The following is a 16,333-nucleotide window of genomic DNA, read 5'->3' on the forward strand; positions in this document are numbered from 1 at the left end:
TGGTATTAAACCAAGTTTTGCAAAGGCTGACACCGGATTTATCTTTAGTTAAACGTTAATCGCTCATACTAAAATTTAAATACAGCATTTGTCGGAGTGTTTTTTATGTCCCTGCAAGAGCTTAAAGAGCAAGCCCGTCAACTGCCAGTGAGCGATCGCCTTGAACTTGTCCGTGCGATCATCGAATCCTTGCAAGATGTTCCAACCCAACCACCTGAACGATCACGTATTATCAAGCAGATGAAAGGTTTATTGAAGACCGACCAGCTAGCGCCGACTGATGAAGAGGTGGAGTCCATGCTAGAACAACGTCGGGTGGAGAAGTATCTTTAGTGATTTTGATTATAACGAAGAAGTGCGATCGCCAGTTTCGTGCAAGTTCCTGAGTAAGTGCGATATTTATGCAGTTTCTGATCGCTTTTTGCAAGAAATAACTGGCCATAAGCGATCGCCTTTACCATATTGATCCTTTCGTCACCATCATATTCCTCGGCAGGACTGCTAGGATTTCCATAGATTCGGTTTGACAATGAGCTACTCAAGCAAATTTCAGAGTTGCATTTATCAAATTTCATGCTAACCAGACTAGAAATATTAGCTAATTTTAGGACAATAACACCATGAACACTGCCAAACTCACCACTGATGGCACTCACCAAATCGTTATTTTGCCCGAAGACTTTCAACTCACTGGTACTGAAGTCTATATCAAAAAAATTGGTAACGCCATTGTCCTCATTGCCAAAGATAACCCCTGGCAATCTCTCATCGATAGTCTAGACAATTTCTCCGATGACTTCATGAATTCTAGAGATCAACCACTCTTTGACACCAGAGAGAACTTTTAAATGCAATACCTGCTTGATACCAATATCTGCATTTACCTCATCAAGCAAAAACCCCAAAAAGTACTGGATAAATTCCAAACCCTTAATATTTCTGATGTCGGTATTTCCTCCATCACCGTTGCCGAACTAGAATATGGAGTTACTAAAAGTCAACAGCAACAGAAAAATCGCACAGCCCTGCTGCAATTTATGCTACCTCTAGAAATTGTCGAATTAAATCAAGCATCTGCGACAATTTACGGCAGCATCAGAAGTGATCTCGAAAGTAGAGGACTTATTATTGGTGCAATGGATATGCTCATTGCTTCTCATGCGCTGAGTTTAGGAGTTACCCTCGTCACCAATAATGTGCGAGAGTTTTCTCGTATTCCTACGCTTTTATTAGAAAACTGGGTTGAGTAGTTGTGAATAGGCTGTGTGTCATGACCTTGCGTTGCTGGGGTTTCCCCGGTTATAACCCTACTCAAAAGCCAAGCTACGTGCAGCGTCTCCTAATCGGAAAGGCAAGTGTCGGTGGAGTTTACACTTTTACCACAATGATTTTGCGTCTTTACAACAAGATTCATACATCTAATCAGTAACGCTGCCGAAAGTGTTAAACGAGTTTTTTCCCAAAAGGTAATATTTTGAGTCATAAAGGAGTTCAAGCATGACTTATTTTCATTACTTTTGATTAAGGCTTTTCTTGAATGAGTAAAACCATCATTGGAATTGGGATGTTTCTTGGCTCTACGATTGGCAGCTACATCCCTGCATTGTGGGGTGGAAGTTTGCTATCGTTCACCTCGATATTCTTAGGCGTCATTGGTGGCCTTGTGGGGATTTGGCTTGGGTATCGCGTATCAAAATATCTCGGTTTTATCTGATCGGCACTCTATGTCACTGTCGCCGAAAGCCTTAAACGAGTCTTTTACCAACAGGTAAAATTTTGAGTGTATCTCCCATGCGATCGCACTTCTTCAATTGGGATGTGAAGCACCTTTGTGTTTACTCCTATGAACTTTTCTGCTCAACTTCAACAGCAGATATAAAAATGGGCAAGCAGTCAGGGAATCTCGACTAAGCAGTTTGTTTTGCAAGGGATCTCTGCTACCCTCTAGAAACAATGCCCAGAAATAAACCCACCAGTCTTTTCCCAAAGAAAAGCCAATCCAACCAAAATATGATGTGAACAGCTACTATTACCCAAAATACAACTTGGTATGAAACCTTCCTACTTTTGTGGCGTAATCTTCGTTGGGCGATGAATCCCCCCAACCATCCACCCATGAATTCACACAAATGTAATGTCTTTTCTGGTACTCTCCAACGCCCCTGCTTTGCCCGAGATTTATCATCCGCATACAGTAGAAAGGTAAGAAAACTCATCACAGGATAGAGAATCAGAGGAATTGGATTGAAAGTCGTCAATGCAAAATGCATTCCTCATAAACTTGGTAATAAAGATAAGAGCAATACCTCGAAAATTAAAGAAGATTTTGCCTTAGGCTTGAATGTTCCTTTCTCAATTGGAGAAGATGAGTTTCTCGGCAGAGGTTTGGATACAATTCCCTCAATAAAGGCGTTGCAAGCATGAATTCTGCCGTCTTTACCAACCGTTAGCTGATAACAAATCACATCACCAACTTGTGGACGATGATTTGTTTCTTTGAGTGCAGTGATATGAAGAAAAACGTCTTGAGTGCCATCACTGGAGCGGATGAAGCCAAAACCCTTGTCATTCTTCCATGTTGTTAATTTACCTTTACGCAAAACAGGTTTCATCAAAGACCTTGATATCAATACTTCATTTTTAAGGTTCCCATATCAAGAGCAAATGATTCATATTAAAATTTAGCAACGCCAAAATCATGGCTAATACTGAAACAATGGAAGTAATGCTAGAGTGACATATAAACTATGAGTGAACTTCCAAATACTCTTGAAGATGCGATCGCCCAATCTCGTGTAGCTGTCCAAGCTGCCCTTGCAGATGGTTGTACTCGCTTACAAGTTGAGTTCCTGTTCCCAGAACTTAAGTTTATGCCGGTGGCAGAACAATTTCTGCCCGTGTTTACAGAATATGATTCTCGTTTGAAGATTTTCTTTGCTGACGCCGGTGCTGCGGCCCTCGCCCGCCGCAATTGGGCTGATGCACCATTTCAAATTTTGGATATCGGGACGGGTAGGGCTGCTTCCTTGCAGACAAAAATTCAGCCAGAGGATGAAATTTTCTTATTCATTGCCCCCACTTCCATAGAAGTGCCGCAGTTGGAAAAGTTATGTGAAGTAATATGCGATCGCCCTTTAGTCTTGTTAAATCCCCGCTTAGAAGATTCTGGGGTTGTGGGCATTGGTTATGCAGCAAGGAAAACTCGCGAGCGTTTCACCAATACCATTGAATCCGCCTATTACCTCCGCCCCGTAGACGATCAAAGCGCCCTATGTCGCTGCTACCCAGGACAGTGGGAAGTTTGGCTGGAAATCGGCGGCGAATATCAAAGAATTGCCGAATTACCTACAAAACCATCGGGTGATGAGTTGGATCTCATCCTCTTGAAGGGACAACCGCAAACAACAACAGACGCGGCACCTGCGAGAAAGCCCAGTGTGTTTAAGAGTTTGCAACGGTTCTTAAAGGCGTTGAGTAGTTAGGAGAAAGCAGAGGTAGCAGGAGGAAACTTGATCATCTGCTGCCTCATTTTGAGTTTTTTATTGATATACCCTATTTCAAGTAAAATACGTAACATTTCCATATAACCCACATTCCGCACCTAGTGGTGTCATACATGAAGAAAATGTCGATAAATTAGTACATAAGAACTAAACCGGATGAATGGTCACTAACCTTAATGCTATTAATACTCTTAAGGTTAGTGACCGGGTAGAAAAGAAAGTTTTGTGATCAAGAAAGAAGAGAGGAGGAATTTAGCATATTCCCCTCCGTTTTTTCTATTTGGAGAGAATTTTATTATGGAAAGCGGTCCGACACGCCTGCGCGAAGCGTAGGCGCAGAGTAACTAGCAACTTGGGTTAATTGCTCTTAATTAATATGTGAAAAATTTAGGTTTATAGGTATAATCTATTAGTCCAATCGGTAATTTTTTTATTTCTTTATCATAAATTCGGCTGTTACTGCCGTGTCACACGAGTACACTCACTTGCACTAATTTGTTAATTGGAGCTATTTAATCAATGAAAAGCTTTTTCGCCCTAGCCGCAGGGCACGTAGCAACTAGTTTGGCACTCTCTACAACTTCTATCATTGCTTCTACTAATCTGGCTCAAGCTGCTGATTTAACATTTAATTGGAAGGGTGATGCTGGTTATTCGGCTTCTGGCTCGTTCAGCTATGATGAAACCACCACTCCAGCCATAATTTCCGAAAGTGGTGCGGGATCTACAAAAGCCTTACAGTCACTCAATGTTTCTTTTTTCAATCCATCACAGGAGTTGATTGGAACTAAAAACGAGGTTGTTAATGGTGTATCAAGCAATCAGTTTTTCAATTTTAACTTTGACACGACTACAGGCAATTTATTTGGGGCTTTTGATCTAGGCACTGGTAGTGGTAAAGGTGATGTTTTTATCAGCAATGTTGAGACTCCCGACGGTATTCTTATCTCTCCGGGAGCAACCTATTATCTTTACCGAAATATTACAGTAGGCAATACTCAATTACTCGACTCGAGTCCGAATCGAATTAAAGCATCTGCGGTTCCTGAACCGACAACTATTTTGGGAACCCTGGTAGCTGGCATGTTGGGTGTAGCACTCAGCAACAGAACTGTTTCCAAAAAGATATAACTGATGAGGCTCTTGATTCCCGCTAAGTTGGGAAGCATCGAAATAGCAAGGGTTTCACACCCAAGTTTCTTCTCAACAAGTTAAATTGAATGTTACTGTGCTAAAGGAGATTACCTCTCTGGACTCCCAACCACCGGAGGATCAAAATGCATCACAGGGACAAAAACCCTACGTCTATTTTGCCAATCAATATATATCAGTTGGTAATGGTCTTGTTGTCCGTCAAAAATTGTTTGAGCTTCAATTTAATTATTAGAGGAGGCACGTTGAGCATATTCTGTAAATAATTGAAGAATCCACTTTTGATATTTATCTAAATCTGCTATCGGACAATTTCCTCCGTTTCCACATCATAAACTATCAGATTGATTTGACTGCGCTGGATAACAGTTTTAATAAATGGTTTATTTAAAAAATCGTTATAAGTGTTTAAGGGCACTGCTAAATATAAAACTCGCTCAGAATCTATCTCTTCTAACACATATCGATAATTAATAAACTGTCCCACCGCAGTATGAAACTCAGAAATAGTTGAAGTGGTGATGAAACTTTTAACTTCAACCGCTATTATTTGTCCCTCTCTTTCTGCTGCAATAATTCTCTCTGCTCCCAAGCCAATGTAGATATCGGTAATATTTTCTATGGGAATTAGCAAAGGGTCATGAGTAATTCGCCACCCGTCCTTTTGTAATGCCGATTTCACAATGTTGTGAAATTTATCTCTAGCTGACATAAACTGTTTTCTCAGTCTGTATGGGCATTATAAATATATTTTGCCAAAATCATCAAAGAAGAAGAGGAGTTAGGAGTTAGGAGTTAGGAGTTAGGAATTTTACTATTAACTCCTCACTCCTCACTGTTCACTCCTAACTTTTTTAATTCCCTTGTAACGGGGCGTTTAAGACTTTCTCAATGCGATCGCGTGTTTCTAGTAAGTGCGCTTTGGTGTATTCATCATCTGAATTAACCCTCTTGAGTTTCTCATCAAGCTGTTTGAGTTTATACCACGCTAGAGTACGAGCGTCTTCTGGAACATATTCTTTTCGCAACACCATACCTGTCAAAATGTCCAGATATTGCCGCTGCAAGCCTCGCCGTAAACTAGAAATCTTCATTGGTTTACCTTTTGGTTTGATTACTTCTGTCCAGATACCTGATTGCAAACTGTCAAATAGTTCCGGTAGAGTCAGTGCATTTTCGGGCTTCGTTTTGAGTTCGATATCCTTGAGGCGAGAGAGGCGATCGCCTGAGAGTAAATCCCGCAACACAGAACCCTGCATGAATAGCACCAAGTCATGAATTGGAAAATCCAAACGACCAACTTGCGGAGAACTACCCCAATGTCGCCAACGGGAAGGTGCTAATTTATTCAGTAGTTCTGGTGAAAAACTCAGGGCATCTTCTGCAAATACATACTTTTGTAGTGTTTCTAAAGCTTGCCGTTGTTCTTCAACTGGTACTGGTTCAAATGGTAATCGGTGTTGGTGGACTCCGGAGGCGTTGTCGGAGGGTATCTCGCTAGGGTGAATGCGATAAAAAGACTGTCCCCCGATGTATTTTGTGGTGTAATATATTTGCTGAAAATAGTTACCCAATACTGTGCTAAAACGTTCGCTGACATCGGTGTAACTATCACCAGCCATTGGGTAACGCTGATCGAGACGTTTCCACATCAACCGCGAATTATCCAACTGCCACTGAGAATAAAGCAGCACATCGCTGCTGTCATCCCAAGCATCGGCTGTGGGGTCAAGGTCATACACATCTTCATCTGTGGAATAACTCAACTCTGGCTTGTAGGATTGTGCAGCAATTTCCTCCAAAATTGGCTTTTCCGCTATGGGAGTTGATGTTTGAATTGGCATGTAGCCGTACTGAATCGCCCATTCATCATAAGGCCCCACCATGCTGGGAAAATAATCTCCCTGCTTTGTACCTTGAGGAGCAATATTTGGGGGAATGTAGTCCATTACGGAAGTTGTCAGACCTTTAGTTTTGGTAATTTCCGGATTATTCATCTCCTGTGGTGGTAGCAGTGTACTACCACGGAAGTTATGGCGTAAACCAAGAGTATGTCCAACTTCGTGAGCGATGATTAAACGTAAATATTGATTAATATATTCTTTGATCTGGTCTGGAGTGGCCATGTTATCAGGCAGTAGTGACATCGCCAGTGAACCAAAGGCAAACTGGTTAGCAGCTTCCATCCCATAGCATAAATCGTACTCGCCTGCCATTTTCGATAAATGACTCAAGAATCCTTTTTGTTCTTGTATCTGCTGAGGGACACCATTGTTTTTGGCATCTAAACCATTGGCGCAAAGTAGGCGATTTTGCATCAAAGCTGATAAAGTAGTCAAATTTTGTGTTTGGCTGGGTTGGACGATTTTGCGATAATCATTCTTGAGTGCCCGTATAAAGCTGGCATCTACGAGAATGTGTGCATCCAAAATTTCCCCAGTCAATGGGTTAACGCGGGATGGCCCCATTGCAAAATAACCATCGACTGTGTTAATCCAGCGAATCGTGTTGTAACGAATATCTGCTGGGTCCCATGTAGCATCATCTGGCATTTGACGGACTTCAATTGCATCTTTGAATCCCGCTTTCAGAAAGGCTTTGTTCCACATCAGGACGCCTTCTTTCATCGCATCGCGGTACTCCACAGGCACAGCGTTATCAATCCAGAAGACAATCGGTTTTTTGGGGGGAGAAATTACTGCTTTCGGGTCTTGTTTTTCCAAATGCCAGCGATTGATGTAGCGGACAAAAGAATCGTCGCGATCGTCGTCTTTGGATAAATCTTGGTAGGCGGTGATAAAATAGCCGACGCGATCGTCAGCAAGGCGCGGGCGATAATCTTTATCAGGTAGTTGGGAGAGACTGTAGTGGACGCGCAGGGTAAAGCCACGGTTGTCAGGTAGCGACGCAAAGCTTGATATTTCACTCTCGTGGCCAGCGCCACCAGAAAAATTCAAAACTGATTCAATTTCTAAGTTTTGGGGAAAAGCTTTAGCAGTACCAAAATAGGACTGATCAGTGGTTTCTGGAACTCCTAAACTTACAGATAATCCAGCTAAGTCTGTCAGTAACAAATCGCCCAAGTCGATGAGAATAGTTTTGCTTTTTGGATGAATGCTTTTAATGGAAATGGTATAGAGAACAGAGTCACTAAACGATCGCGCCAGCGATCGCACTTGAGGATCTCCCTCACGAGTGCGAAAATTGACATTGCGAATCACAAAGTTTAATTTATCATCCACCCGCTGGAAATAAAACAAAAAATCTTGTAAAGGCATACCGCTATAAATACCCCGTTCGCCAATGCCTGATTCCAGCGTTGCCGTAGCTAGGTAATTTTTATTGAGTTGCTCTGGCTTAATTTCTAGATAAATTTTATTCTTTTCTTTATTGCGATAAAGGGTGAACAGTCCCCCTGACTTTTGGGTGTCTTTGATTACGTTGTCAAACGGCTCTAAATCTTCCTTTGCTGCTGGTTTAGCACTAGAATTAGGCTTTGAATTCGGTTTCTCTGGGGGTTTTGCAACTTGTAAAAATGGTTGCTGTCCTGCTTTTTTAAGGTCTTTTACTACCCAAATAAACGGTTGAGGTTGTGCGTGTTTATTTTGATTAACCACCCAAACTTGCCCTGATGGTAGCCTCTGTTTTGGGAGAATATTGATATTCTTTAGCGATAAGGCTGAGATTTTAGTTGAAGAAGTTTCTGTCGTTAACTGACTATTGGATTTCTCTCCACTTCTGGCTGTAACCACGGCTTCTACAACCTGCACAACTTTATGGTTGGCTGACAAATCTGGATCAATGTTAACAAATGGTGACTTGGCGCTAGCCGTTGCTATTCCTAAAAACAAACCATGTAACAAAATCATATAAAAGGTGAATCTGTTCATCGCATCCATTCCCCGATAACTATCCTGTAGTTAATTTTTAACTTTTGCAAAGCTATGTAGCCTGCTTTTTGCCAATTCTCTAAGCTACTTTATATCAAGCAGCAAACTTTAGACTTCAATTTTAGTTGCGATTTTTCAGCTTTGTTACACTGTTGTACTGGAGGATTTTTTCTAACAATTGTGTCCTTCACAAATAGTAAGTATTATTTTTACATCAGACTAGTAAATATCTGGGGAAAAAAGGATAACAAATTAGCCAAAGCATGGAAATTACTTGATTTTTGAAAGAATTTTTCTGATGACACTTTATTTGCATCAGCAGAAAAAGCTTGAGGTGACTACGGGTTAGCGATCAGCCGCCCTCCAGGAACGCCGTCAGTGTAGCCCATCGTAGCGAAAAGTCGAGCCAGTGCGTTGGGCGGGTTTCCCGACTTAAAGCAACTGGCGTCGGAGCACAGCGGCTGACGCCGTTGGCGCAGAGAATACCGCAGGCATCTGTTAGCGCAGCCTCTTCTCTACGAGAGGCTGCGCCAACGACTGTGCGTAGCGTCACTTTTCAAGACAGACATCGCCAACGCATGATATTTTTCGTGTAGTATTTATTGATACTATTGATTTTTGGCAATGAGAAGCAAACTAGCACAGAAAAATTTTTAGTTGAGCATTATCAAAACAGTAATCTAAATGTAACAACGGACACAGAAATGTCAACATATTTATCTCAAGTCTGGCAGTTGCTGAGAAATTATGTGAAGGGTACAAGGTTGCAAGAGATGCCAAAGACCACATCGCCAGAAACCGAAGCAGTTTTACCTTTAAGAAAAAGTATTAAAGCAGACAAAAGTGTTAAATTTGCTCAAAATAATTTGCAGGAAGATTTATGGTCTCAAAGACTGCAAAAAAGCTTAGAAAAATGGGCAATACCAAAGAGCGGTTTGACTTCTAAGATAGACGAGCAGACATCGGGCACACTACCCTCCGGCTTTTGTTTTAGAGTGTGCGCTCGCCAGATGCATGAAGAGATTTATGATTTACTGGGCAATGGGGCGCTGAAACCAGAAATAGTCAACTACCTAATAGAATTGGTTGTGACTGGTCAAAAAATTCGCCCAGAACTGCTTTTCTGGCGGCTAGAAGATTTTTATCGTCGCTGGTGTCAGGGAGAATTTATCGATGGGACACCAGATGAGAACCTACCTCAGAAAACAAGGTTAAAGCTAGCGGCACAAAATATTGCTCTTGGGCTAAGACAGGTAGACATATATACAGGGCTGAACGTACTGATTTTACTGCTAGAGTTACACCGCTACGCCCAAGAGCGAGATGAACTCAAACAAAAAATCACCTTCTATCCATCTGCTCAACCGGACACAGACAATTTTTTCACATCCCAACTACTACGGATCATCAACTATAGCGATGCCCTGGAAATTGGCAACTTTAGCAGTATAGTTGGGCAATTCCTCAAAGGCGGCAACTTTCGGAGTGCTTACTTGGGCGATGCCAACCTGACTGGGGCAGACTTTAGCGGTGCTGACCTCAGCCGTGCTTATCTAGGTGATGCCAACTTAACTGGCGTAAACTTCAGCAGTGCCAACCTTAGCGGTGCTAACCTCGGCGATGCCAATCTCAGCGGTGCCAACTTCAGCGGTGCTAACCTCAGTGGTGCCGACCTCAGCAGCACTAACCTCACTGGTGCTAACCTTTGCTGTGCCAACCTTAGCCGTGCCGACCTCAACCGCGCCGACCTTAGCAGTACCAACCTCAGCCGCGCCGACCTTAGCCGCGCCGACCTCAGTCGCGCTGACCTCAGCAGCACCAACCTTAGCCATGCTGACCTCAGCAACGCCATCCTTTTCGGTGCAAATCTAAGTGAAGCCAACCTCAGCAGCGTCAGCCTTAGCCATGCCGACCTTTGCCGCGCCGACCTCAGTGGCGCTGATTTGAGTCACGCCATCCTCAATGGTACTAACCTCAGTGACACAATTCTTTTCAGTACCAACCTCAGTGATGCCATCCTGATCGCCGCAGACCTCAGCTACGCCAAACTTAACGGTGCCAAACTTAACAATGCCAGACTTAACGGTGCAATGTTCTTAGGCGCTGACCTCAGCGGTGTAGACCTGAGTCGGGTGATTCTCAACGAAGCCGACCTCAGTGGGGTGATTCTCAACGACGCTGACCTCAGTGGTGCCGACCTCACCGACGCTATCCTGTTCGGCACAGACCTCAGCTATGCCAACCTTAACAGTGCTAACCTCAGTGGCAGTAACCTCAGTGGTGCTATCCTCAATGGTGCGGATCTTAGCCACAGCAACCTCAGCTATGCCATTCTGGGTGGTGCAGACCTCAGCGACGCCAATATGGAAAAAATGACCTGGGGCAAAAAGCAGCAGTGGGAAGATGTGCGGGGATTAGAGACAGCAGTTAATGTGCCGGAGGCGTTGAAGGAAGAACTGGGATTGAATTGAGATCAGGGGGATGAGGGGAAAGGTAAAACCCAAGCTTTGAAACTGACTTTTCACGTTATGTGGAAAAGTCCACCAAAAACCTAACCCCCTAACCCCCTTCCCGACGCTCTAAGGGGAAAATTCTTCATCTCTCTCCTTTTAGGAGAGAGATGAAGAAGAGAGGTTTTCCACATAACGTGAAAAGTCAGACTTTGAACACGACCTTCCGAGTTCTGAACACCAACTTCCAAGTTCTGAACACCATCTATGGATATTTCAGCTTGAATGATGAACTCAGAAACAGCAAATGTCTAATTATTAGCACGGTGCGATCGCCTCTTCTCTTCCTCCGTGTCCTCTGCGCTTCTGCGGTAGCCTGCGGCAAGCCACTGCGCGTCTACGTCATTCTTCCTACACCCATCAACCCCAAATTTTACACTAGACTCTAAATAAGCAGTAATTATACGAGTCCCAGCGAATGAACAAGCGTTTATCGCAAACCTGGCAGAAGTTTCGGCAATCCTTCTCAATAGGAGAGAGTCTGAACACCACAGTTGAGACTGGTAAGGCAGTTTTAGAAGCCGCAAAAACCCTTTAAGAACAAGGTGCCAGCGTAGAACTCTTGAAACCTCTGTTACAAAATTCATCTTCACTGCTAGATGTGTTGTGTTCACCCTTAGCGCAGGTAGTGGGTGCAGGTTTGCCATTCGTGCCGCTTGGAATAGCCTTGCTGAAGTTTTCCCGCGACATAACTAACCAAGATCCTTCTCTAGAAGACTGTGTATTTATAGTTAGTCAAGCTGCTTATTTGGAAAGTGTCAAAGAAATTTTATCCTTATACCCATCTATTAACTCGGATGATGACCCCAATATTAATAAAGCACTAACCGAACAACTACAAAAACTCAATGATATTGAATTAGATTATCAAAGTGCCAGCAATACTGTCGCCTGTTTCCACGAATCAGAATTAGCGAAAGCATTTAATGTAGTATTATTGGAACGGTTGAAAGCCGTAAGCATTCCAGACACTGATCCCGATATTTTGACGCAACAAGTAGCTTGGAATACTCACCGCTACATAATTAAAGCCTGGATACAATCAGGCGATGTCATCAATAATATAATTCAACCTTCCTTTGGTGAATTTCTCTTTGCTGAACACCTGAAAGCATACCTGAAAGATTGGACACAATACGAAGAAGGACAAAACGGAAGACAACTAGTTATTTCCGAAGCCGAAATGAATTGGCAAATTTATGATTTGTTGGGTTTTGGGAGACTCACACTAGAAATTGTGGAATATTTGGTGGGGTTACTGACTGAAAAACAAGATTTCCATTGGGAGCAATTATTTAAACGCTTAGAAAAGTTTTACGATAACTGGTGTAAGGGAAAATTTATTGACTCTGCGGAAGAGACTTTGCCTCAGAAAAAGCTACGACAGTTGCAACAGTATGGAATTCAAGGGCTAGGTCAGCGTCATCTGGATATTTATACTGGGTTGAACGTGATGATTTTGCTTTTGGAGTTGCACCGTTATGCTATAGGGCGAAATGATCTCAAACAAGAAATTGTCTTCTATCCGTCTGGTCAAACTGGTGCAGAGAATTTTGACAAATACCAATTAACTCGTGTCATCAATTACAGTGACTGCTTTCAGCTTGGAACTTTTAATCGTGTGGTTGGACAATTCCTCAGCGACGCAAACCTCAGTGGTGCAAACCTTTTCTTCGCAGTTCTTAGCGAAGCAAACCTCAGTGGTACAAACTTCAGAGGTGCAGACCTTAGTGAAGCAAACCTCAGCCGCGCAAATCTCAGCGGCGCAGACCTTATCTTCTTAGACCTTAGCTACCTAAATCTCAGCGGCGCAGACCTCAGAGGCGCAAATCTCAGCCGCGCAAATCTCAGCGACGCAAATCTCAAAGGCGCAAACCTCAGAGGTGCAGACCTCTGGGGCGCAAACCTCAGCCACGCAAACCTCAGCCAGAAGGATTCGGGAGATATCCTCTGGGATGAAAATACAAACTGGGAGAATGTGGAAGGGCTTAATACAGCAATAAATGTGCCAAAAGCCTTAAAGAAACAGTTGTGGCTGAGTTAAGAAGAGGTGGGAGCAGGGGAGAATGATTTAGGATTTCCAACAAATAAATTATCCAATCTGATGGGGTGGGCAACATGAGCGCCTTTGGTTATTACGGGCGGGCGAGACGCCCACCCCACAAGAAATTAGAGCTAAAAGCCTTAAAATTGGTAGGTTTGAACACCAACTTCCGACTTCCAATCTCAAAAGATGGGTATCTGGGCTTGAGTAATGAGCAATACTACCTCAAAGCCAGTTCTGAGTATGCTAACTCTACATCACAGGGGTATGTCCCGCTTGCTAGAGTGTGAGTAGTTCACGTAAAATATAATGCCATTGTTGCGGCAGTTCTCATGACCTCATCTGCGTCGTTTGACACATCAGAGTCTTTACAGGCGGATATCACTGAATTGATTACTCGCTTACCGACATTAAAAAATCGGCAATTTATTCAGCAAGCACTTGCTACTATTGTTCGTCTAGCTGATACCGAAATTGAGCGTCTCGATTGGAAAATATTGTCGGCGGCTCTAGCAGATATGGAGCGCGGTTTCCAGCTCTTTTATAATTACCGACACGTTCGCAAAATCACCGTCTTCGGTTCTGCTCGTCTAGCGCCAGATACACCAGAGTACCAAATGGCCCTTGAGTTTGCTCGCGCTGTTTCTCAATTAGGATTCATGGTGATGACCGGCGGTGGTGGCGGGATCATGCAGGCGGGTCACGAAGGTGCTGGGCGAGAAAATTCCTTTGGATTAAACATTCAGTTACCCTTTGAACAGCAAGCAAACCCGTTTATAGAAGGTGATCCCAAGCTAATTAACTTCAAATATTTCTTTACCCGCAAGCTGTTTCTCCTCAAAGAAAGTGATGCAGTAGCTTTATTTCCGGGAGGTTTTGGCACTCAAGATGAAGCTTTTGAATGCATGACATTAACCCAGACTGGTAAATTTGGCCCAGTCCCTCTAGTTTTAATTGATCGCCCTGGTGGTGATTACTGGCGGTCTTGGAGCGAATACATTGATAAGCAACTAGTGCAAAATGGTCTTGTCAGTCCTGAAGACTCCAGCCTTTACACAGTGACAGACAATTTGGATGTGGCTTGTGATGTCATTACTCGTTTTTACCAGGTTTATCACTCCTGTCGATATGTCGGCGATAAATTAGTCATTCGCCTGAAGACAGATATATCAGACGCTCAGGTAGAGCAACTCAATGCTGATTTTAGCCAGATTATTATTCAAGGACGGATTGAAAAAAGTCAGGCATTACCTCAAGAAGCACAAGATGAAACTGTTGGACTACCCCGGCTCATTTTGTACTTCAATCAACGCGACTTGGGGCGCTTGTATCAGATGATTGCCACAATTAACCAGATGGGTACTCCTTCACCAGAGGATGCAGCGCATCCAGAAAGAAAGTAAGTATTAAGAAAGGAAAGGGGGAGAATTTTGAATCCTTTCCCCTTTTTCAATCTAAAATCTAAAATCCAAAATTGCTTGACAGCGCGTCGTAGACATCGCCAGTACCTGAATCAAGCTAACGGCGTAATATCTCCATATATCAAAAAGTCTGTATAAGTATTTTTATCAAAAATCTCATGCGGCTATATTCATCAGCAATGGGCATTTTGGCATTGTCAAAGGAACCACGAAAACAAGATGATTCACCCTACTTACAGATGAGAAAAACACCAGTTATTATGACTCAATACCTGATTATCGTAAAAAAGCTTGTATATTAGCACAGGAAACACGTATCAGATCCTAACAGGGGAATAAAACATGCTGGAATTATTGGGTTCAGGTTTGGTGTCGCTCTGGCTGGAAATGGCTGGGGTACAAATCAAGCCTCTAGATGCTTTAGATGCGTTGACTTGGCAAAGTAGCCCTGGCTTGGTTCTTGCGCCTGATCCCAATCCAGCTGGGGCGACTACGGTGCAGGAATATCTGAAAAAGCTCATAACATCAAAAGTGGTGGCGCAAAATCTGGCTCAGAGTCAGGGAATTTGGATGCAGTCAGGGCCGATGCTGATGGCAAATCACCAAGGTACGACACCTCTGCCAGCTGCCTCTTTAACCAAAATTGCCACTTCACTAGTTGCTTTGAAAACTTGGGGGCCAGATTACCAATTTGATACTTTAGTAAGTGTCACTGGGCCAGTGGTAAATGGAGTTGTGCAGGGCGATTTGGTGATTACAGGCCGTGGCGATCCGATGTTTGTTTGGGAAGAAGCGATCGCTCTTGGTAATACTCTCAATAAAATGGGCATCAAGCAGGTAAAGGGAAATTTGATCATTACTGGCAGTTTTGCAATGAATTTCCAACGTCAGCCGATGCTGGCGGGTCTGATGCTCAAGCAAACACTAAATCGTGCGACTTGGGCCCGCCCCGCTATTTACACGTACTCAATTATGCCCAAGGGAACGCCCAAGCCTCAAGTCGTGATTGCAGGTGCGGTGAAAGTTGAGGCGCAACCAAACCCTCAACAAACTTTATTACTGCGTCATCGCTCATTGCCCTTGAAGCAACTGCTCAAGGAAATGAACGTTTACAGCAACAACGATATGGCACAGATGCTAGCAGACTCCGTGGGAGGAGCAACTGTAGTACAATCCACTGCCGCCAACCTTGCTAGGGTGCCACAAGTGGAAATTCAGTTAATTAATGGTTCTGGACTGGGCCCTGAAAATCGCATTTCCCCCAGGGCTATCTGTGCGATGTTGATGGCTATTCAAGTTGAGGCATCTACCCATCAACTGAATCTAGCTGACTTATTCCCCATGTCTGGGTTTGATCATCGAGGCACACTACACGCCAGACACATTCCCCTGGCGACTGTGATCAAAACTGGCACTCTCCGCGATGTCAGCGCTTTAGCGGGAGTGATGCCCACACGCGATCGCGGTTTGGTTTGGTTTGCTATTATCAACCGGGGGACAAATGTCTGGGGTTTCCGGACTGGACAAGACCAACTATTGCAAAGTGTTGTAAAACAATTGCAATTACCTTTGGCCGTTCCTGCTGCCATTACTCCCCACTCAGCCATAAACTCTTTACCCCAGCTAGGCGCAACCAATCGAAATGAAATTTTATTCAAAAGTTAGTTCATCGTCCAGAGTCATCATCTGACAAGGTTTTGAACTCAAAATGAGCATGGATATCCACTATCCCCTATCTCCTTTTTATGGGTGTCACTACCTTGAAAGGTCTAGTATTATTAACAATCCAAAAGTTTTATTGATGGGTAAAAAC

Annotated in this window: 19 protein-coding genes; 12 read left to right on the forward strand and 7 right to left on the reverse strand. The window is 43.4% G+C overall.

Annotated features, from left to right (window positions below; genetic code table 11):
* Positions 1-105 precede the first annotated feature (105 nt).
* Positions 106-333 carry a hypothetical protein gene (locus V7K85_RS24275; RefSeq protein ID WP_334817296.1) on the forward strand — a complete coding sequence of 76 codons (228 nt, stop codon included), beginning with the start codon at positions 106-108 and terminating at the stop codon, positions 331-333.
* On the opposite strand, the gene V7K85_RS24280 is transcribed toward V7K85_RS24275, so the two are convergent.
* Positions 330-530 carry a hypothetical protein gene (locus tag V7K85_RS24280; protein ID WP_334817298.1) on the reverse strand — a complete coding sequence of 67 codons (201 nt, stop codon included), beginning with the start codon at positions 528-530 and terminating at the stop codon, positions 330-332. The genes V7K85_RS24275 and V7K85_RS24280 overlap by 4 nt on opposite strands.
* Before the next feature lie 90 nt (positions 531-620).
* Between V7K85_RS24280 and V7K85_RS24285 the strand changes: the two genes are divergently transcribed.
* The 3 genes from V7K85_RS24285 to V7K85_RS24295 all read left to right on the forward strand — a co-directional run bounded on the left by V7K85_RS24285 (position 621) and on the right by V7K85_RS24295 (position 1,911).
* Complete coding sequence (locus tag V7K85_RS24285; RefSeq protein WP_334817300.1) at positions 621-848, forward strand: antitoxin; 228 nt, start codon at positions 621-623, stop codon at positions 846-848.
* Positions 849-1,250 (forward strand): type II toxin-antitoxin system tRNA(fMet)-specific endonuclease VapC, encoded by a 402-nt coding sequence (gene vapC / locus V7K85_RS24290; RefSeq protein WP_334817302.1) that lies wholly within the window; start codon positions 849-851, stop codon positions 1,248-1,250.
* Positions 1,251-1,776: 526 nt separating this feature from the next.
* A complete protein-coding gene (locus V7K85_RS24295; RefSeq protein WP_334817305.1) occupies positions 1,777-1,911 on the forward strand; it encodes a hypothetical protein in 135 nt (44 codons plus the stop codon).
* 26 nt (positions 1,912-1,937) lie between these two features.
* Here the strand turns inward: V7K85_RS24295 and V7K85_RS24300 are convergent, their stop codons facing one another.
* Positions 1,938-2,270, reverse strand: a complete 333-nt coding sequence (locus V7K85_RS24300; RefSeq protein WP_334817307.1) for a DUF1294 domain-containing protein — start codon at positions 2,268-2,270, stop codon at positions 1,938-1,940.
* Between the two features lie 3 nt (positions 2,271-2,273).
* Positions 2,274-2,612, reverse strand: coding sequence for a cold shock domain-containing protein (locus tag V7K85_RS24305; RefSeq protein WP_334817310.1), 339 nt, complete (start codon positions 2,610-2,612; stop codon positions 2,274-2,276).
* A 135-nt stretch (positions 2,613-2,747) separates the two neighbouring features.
* On the opposite strand from V7K85_RS24305, the gene V7K85_RS24310 reads away from it, so the two are divergent.
* Positions 2,748-3,482 (forward strand): DUF1995 family protein, encoded by a 735-nt coding sequence (locus V7K85_RS24310; RefSeq protein ID WP_334817312.1) that lies wholly within the window; start codon positions 2,748-2,750, stop codon positions 3,480-3,482.
* Positions 3,483-4,022: 540 nt separating this feature from the next.
* Complete coding sequence (locus V7K85_RS24315; protein ID WP_334817314.1) at positions 4,023-4,634, forward strand: PEP-CTERM sorting domain-containing protein; 612 nt, start codon at positions 4,023-4,025, stop codon at positions 4,632-4,634.
* 110 nt (positions 4,635-4,744) lie between these two features.
* On the opposite strand, the gene V7K85_RS36635 is transcribed toward V7K85_RS24315, so the two are convergent.
* The 4 genes from V7K85_RS36635 to V7K85_RS24330 form a co-directional block, all read right to left on the reverse strand.
* The gene (locus tag V7K85_RS36635; protein ID WP_442940617.1) at positions 4,745-4,879 is read right to left on the reverse strand and encodes an element excision factor XisI family protein; all 135 of its coding nucleotides are present in this window, start codon (positions 4,877-4,879) and stop codon (positions 4,745-4,747) included.
* Between the two features lie 77 nt (positions 4,880-4,956).
* A complete protein-coding gene (locus V7K85_RS24320; protein ID WP_334817316.1) occupies positions 4,957-5,367 on the reverse strand; it encodes a XisH family protein in 411 nt (136 codons plus the stop codon).
* Between the two features lie 142 nt (positions 5,368-5,509).
* Positions 5,510-8,545, reverse strand: a complete 3,036-nt coding sequence (locus V7K85_RS24325; RefSeq protein ID WP_334817318.1) for a zinc-dependent metalloprotease — start codon at positions 8,543-8,545, stop codon at positions 5,510-5,512.
* Positions 8,546-8,897: 352 nt separating this feature from the next.
* Positions 8,898-9,098, reverse strand: coding sequence for a hypothetical protein (locus tag V7K85_RS24330; RefSeq protein ID WP_334817320.1), 201 nt, complete (start codon positions 9,096-9,098; stop codon positions 8,898-8,900).
* Positions 9,099-9,249: 151 nt separating this feature from the next.
* Between V7K85_RS24330 and V7K85_RS24335 the strand changes: the two genes are divergently transcribed.
* The 6 genes from V7K85_RS24335 (at position 9,250) to V7K85_RS24360 (ending at position 16,185) form a co-directional block, all read left to right on the forward strand.
* Complete coding sequence (locus V7K85_RS24335) at positions 9,250-11,016, forward strand: pentapeptide repeat-containing protein (protein WP_334817322.1); 1,767 nt, start codon at positions 9,250-9,252, stop codon at positions 11,014-11,016.
* Between the two features lie 176 nt (positions 11,017-11,192).
* The gene (locus V7K85_RS24340) at positions 11,193-11,444 is read left to right on the forward strand and encodes a hypothetical protein (RefSeq protein WP_334817324.1); all 252 of its coding nucleotides are present in this window, start codon (positions 11,193-11,195) and stop codon (positions 11,442-11,444) included.
* Between the two features lie 173 nt (positions 11,445-11,617).
* The gene (locus V7K85_RS24345) at positions 11,618-13,099 is read left to right on the forward strand and encodes a pentapeptide repeat-containing protein (RefSeq protein WP_334817326.1); all 1,482 of its coding nucleotides are present in this window, start codon (positions 11,618-11,620) and stop codon (positions 13,097-13,099) included.
* 74 nt (positions 13,100-13,173) lie between these two features.
* Positions 13,174-13,389: a hypothetical protein gene (locus V7K85_RS24350; protein ID WP_334817328.1), complete on the forward strand. Its 216-nt coding sequence runs from the start codon at positions 13,174-13,176 to the stop codon at positions 13,387-13,389.
* Between the two features lie 42 nt (positions 13,390-13,431).
* Positions 13,432-14,502, forward strand: coding sequence for an LOG family protein (locus V7K85_RS24355; RefSeq protein ID WP_334817330.1), 1,071 nt, complete (start codon positions 13,432-13,434; stop codon positions 14,500-14,502).
* 360 nt (positions 14,503-14,862) lie between these two features.
* Positions 14,863-16,185, forward strand: coding sequence for a D-alanyl-D-alanine carboxypeptidase (locus V7K85_RS24360; RefSeq protein WP_334817332.1), 1,323 nt, complete (start codon positions 14,863-14,865; stop codon positions 16,183-16,185).
* Positions 16,186-16,333 lie beyond the last annotated feature (148 nt).

The organism is Nostoc sp. (assembly GCF_036917615.1).
Taxonomy (GTDB): domain Bacteria; phylum Cyanobacteriota; class Cyanobacteriia; order Cyanobacteriales; family Nostocaceae; genus Nostoc.

Bases quoted from the DNA above. Each gene is read 5' to 3' on its own strand.
- V7K85_RS24320 (WP_334817316.1), bottom strand. From the start codon at position 5,367: ATGTCAGCTAGAGATAAATTTCACAACATTGTGAAATCGGCATTACAA.
- V7K85_RS24275 (WP_334817296.1), top strand. From the start codon at position 106: ATGTCCCTGCAAGAGCTTAAAGAGCAAGCCCGTCAACTGCCAGTGAGC.
- vapC (WP_334817302.1), top strand. From the start codon at position 849: ATGCAATACCTGCTTGATACCAATATCTGCATTTACCTCATCAAGCAA.
- V7K85_RS24305 (WP_334817310.1), bottom strand. From the start codon at position 2,612: ATGAAACCTGTTTTGCGTAAAGGTAAATTAACAACATGGAAGAATGAC.
- V7K85_RS24300 (WP_334817307.1), bottom strand. From the start codon at position 2,270: ATGCATTTTGCATTGACGACTTTCAATCCAATTCCTCTGATTCTCTAT.
- V7K85_RS24285 (WP_334817300.1), top strand. From the start codon at position 621: ATGAACACTGCCAAACTCACCACTGATGGCACTCACCAAATCGTTATT.
- V7K85_RS24335 (WP_334817322.1), top strand. From the start codon at position 9,250: ATGTCAACATATTTATCTCAAGTCTGGCAGTTGCTGAGAAATTATGTG.
- V7K85_RS24360 (WP_334817332.1), top strand. From the start codon at position 14,863: ATGCTGGAATTATTGGGTTCAGGTTTGGTGTCGCTCTGGCTGGAAATG.
- V7K85_RS24350 (WP_334817328.1), top strand. From the start codon at position 13,174: ATGAGCGCCTTTGGTTATTACGGGCGGGCGAGACGCCCACCCCACAAG.
- V7K85_RS24315 (WP_334817314.1), top strand. From the start codon at position 4,023: ATGAAAAGCTTTTTCGCCCTAGCCGCAGGGCACGTAGCAACTAGTTTG.
- V7K85_RS24310 (WP_334817312.1), top strand. From the start codon at position 2,748: ATGAGTGAACTTCCAAATACTCTTGAAGATGCGATCGCCCAATCTCGT.
- V7K85_RS24325 (WP_334817318.1), bottom strand. From the start codon at position 8,545: ATGAACAGATTCACCTTTTATATGATTTTGTTACATGGTTTGTTTTTA.
- V7K85_RS24355 (WP_334817330.1), top strand. From the start codon at position 13,432: ATGACCTCATCTGCGTCGTTTGACACATCAGAGTCTTTACAGGCGGAT.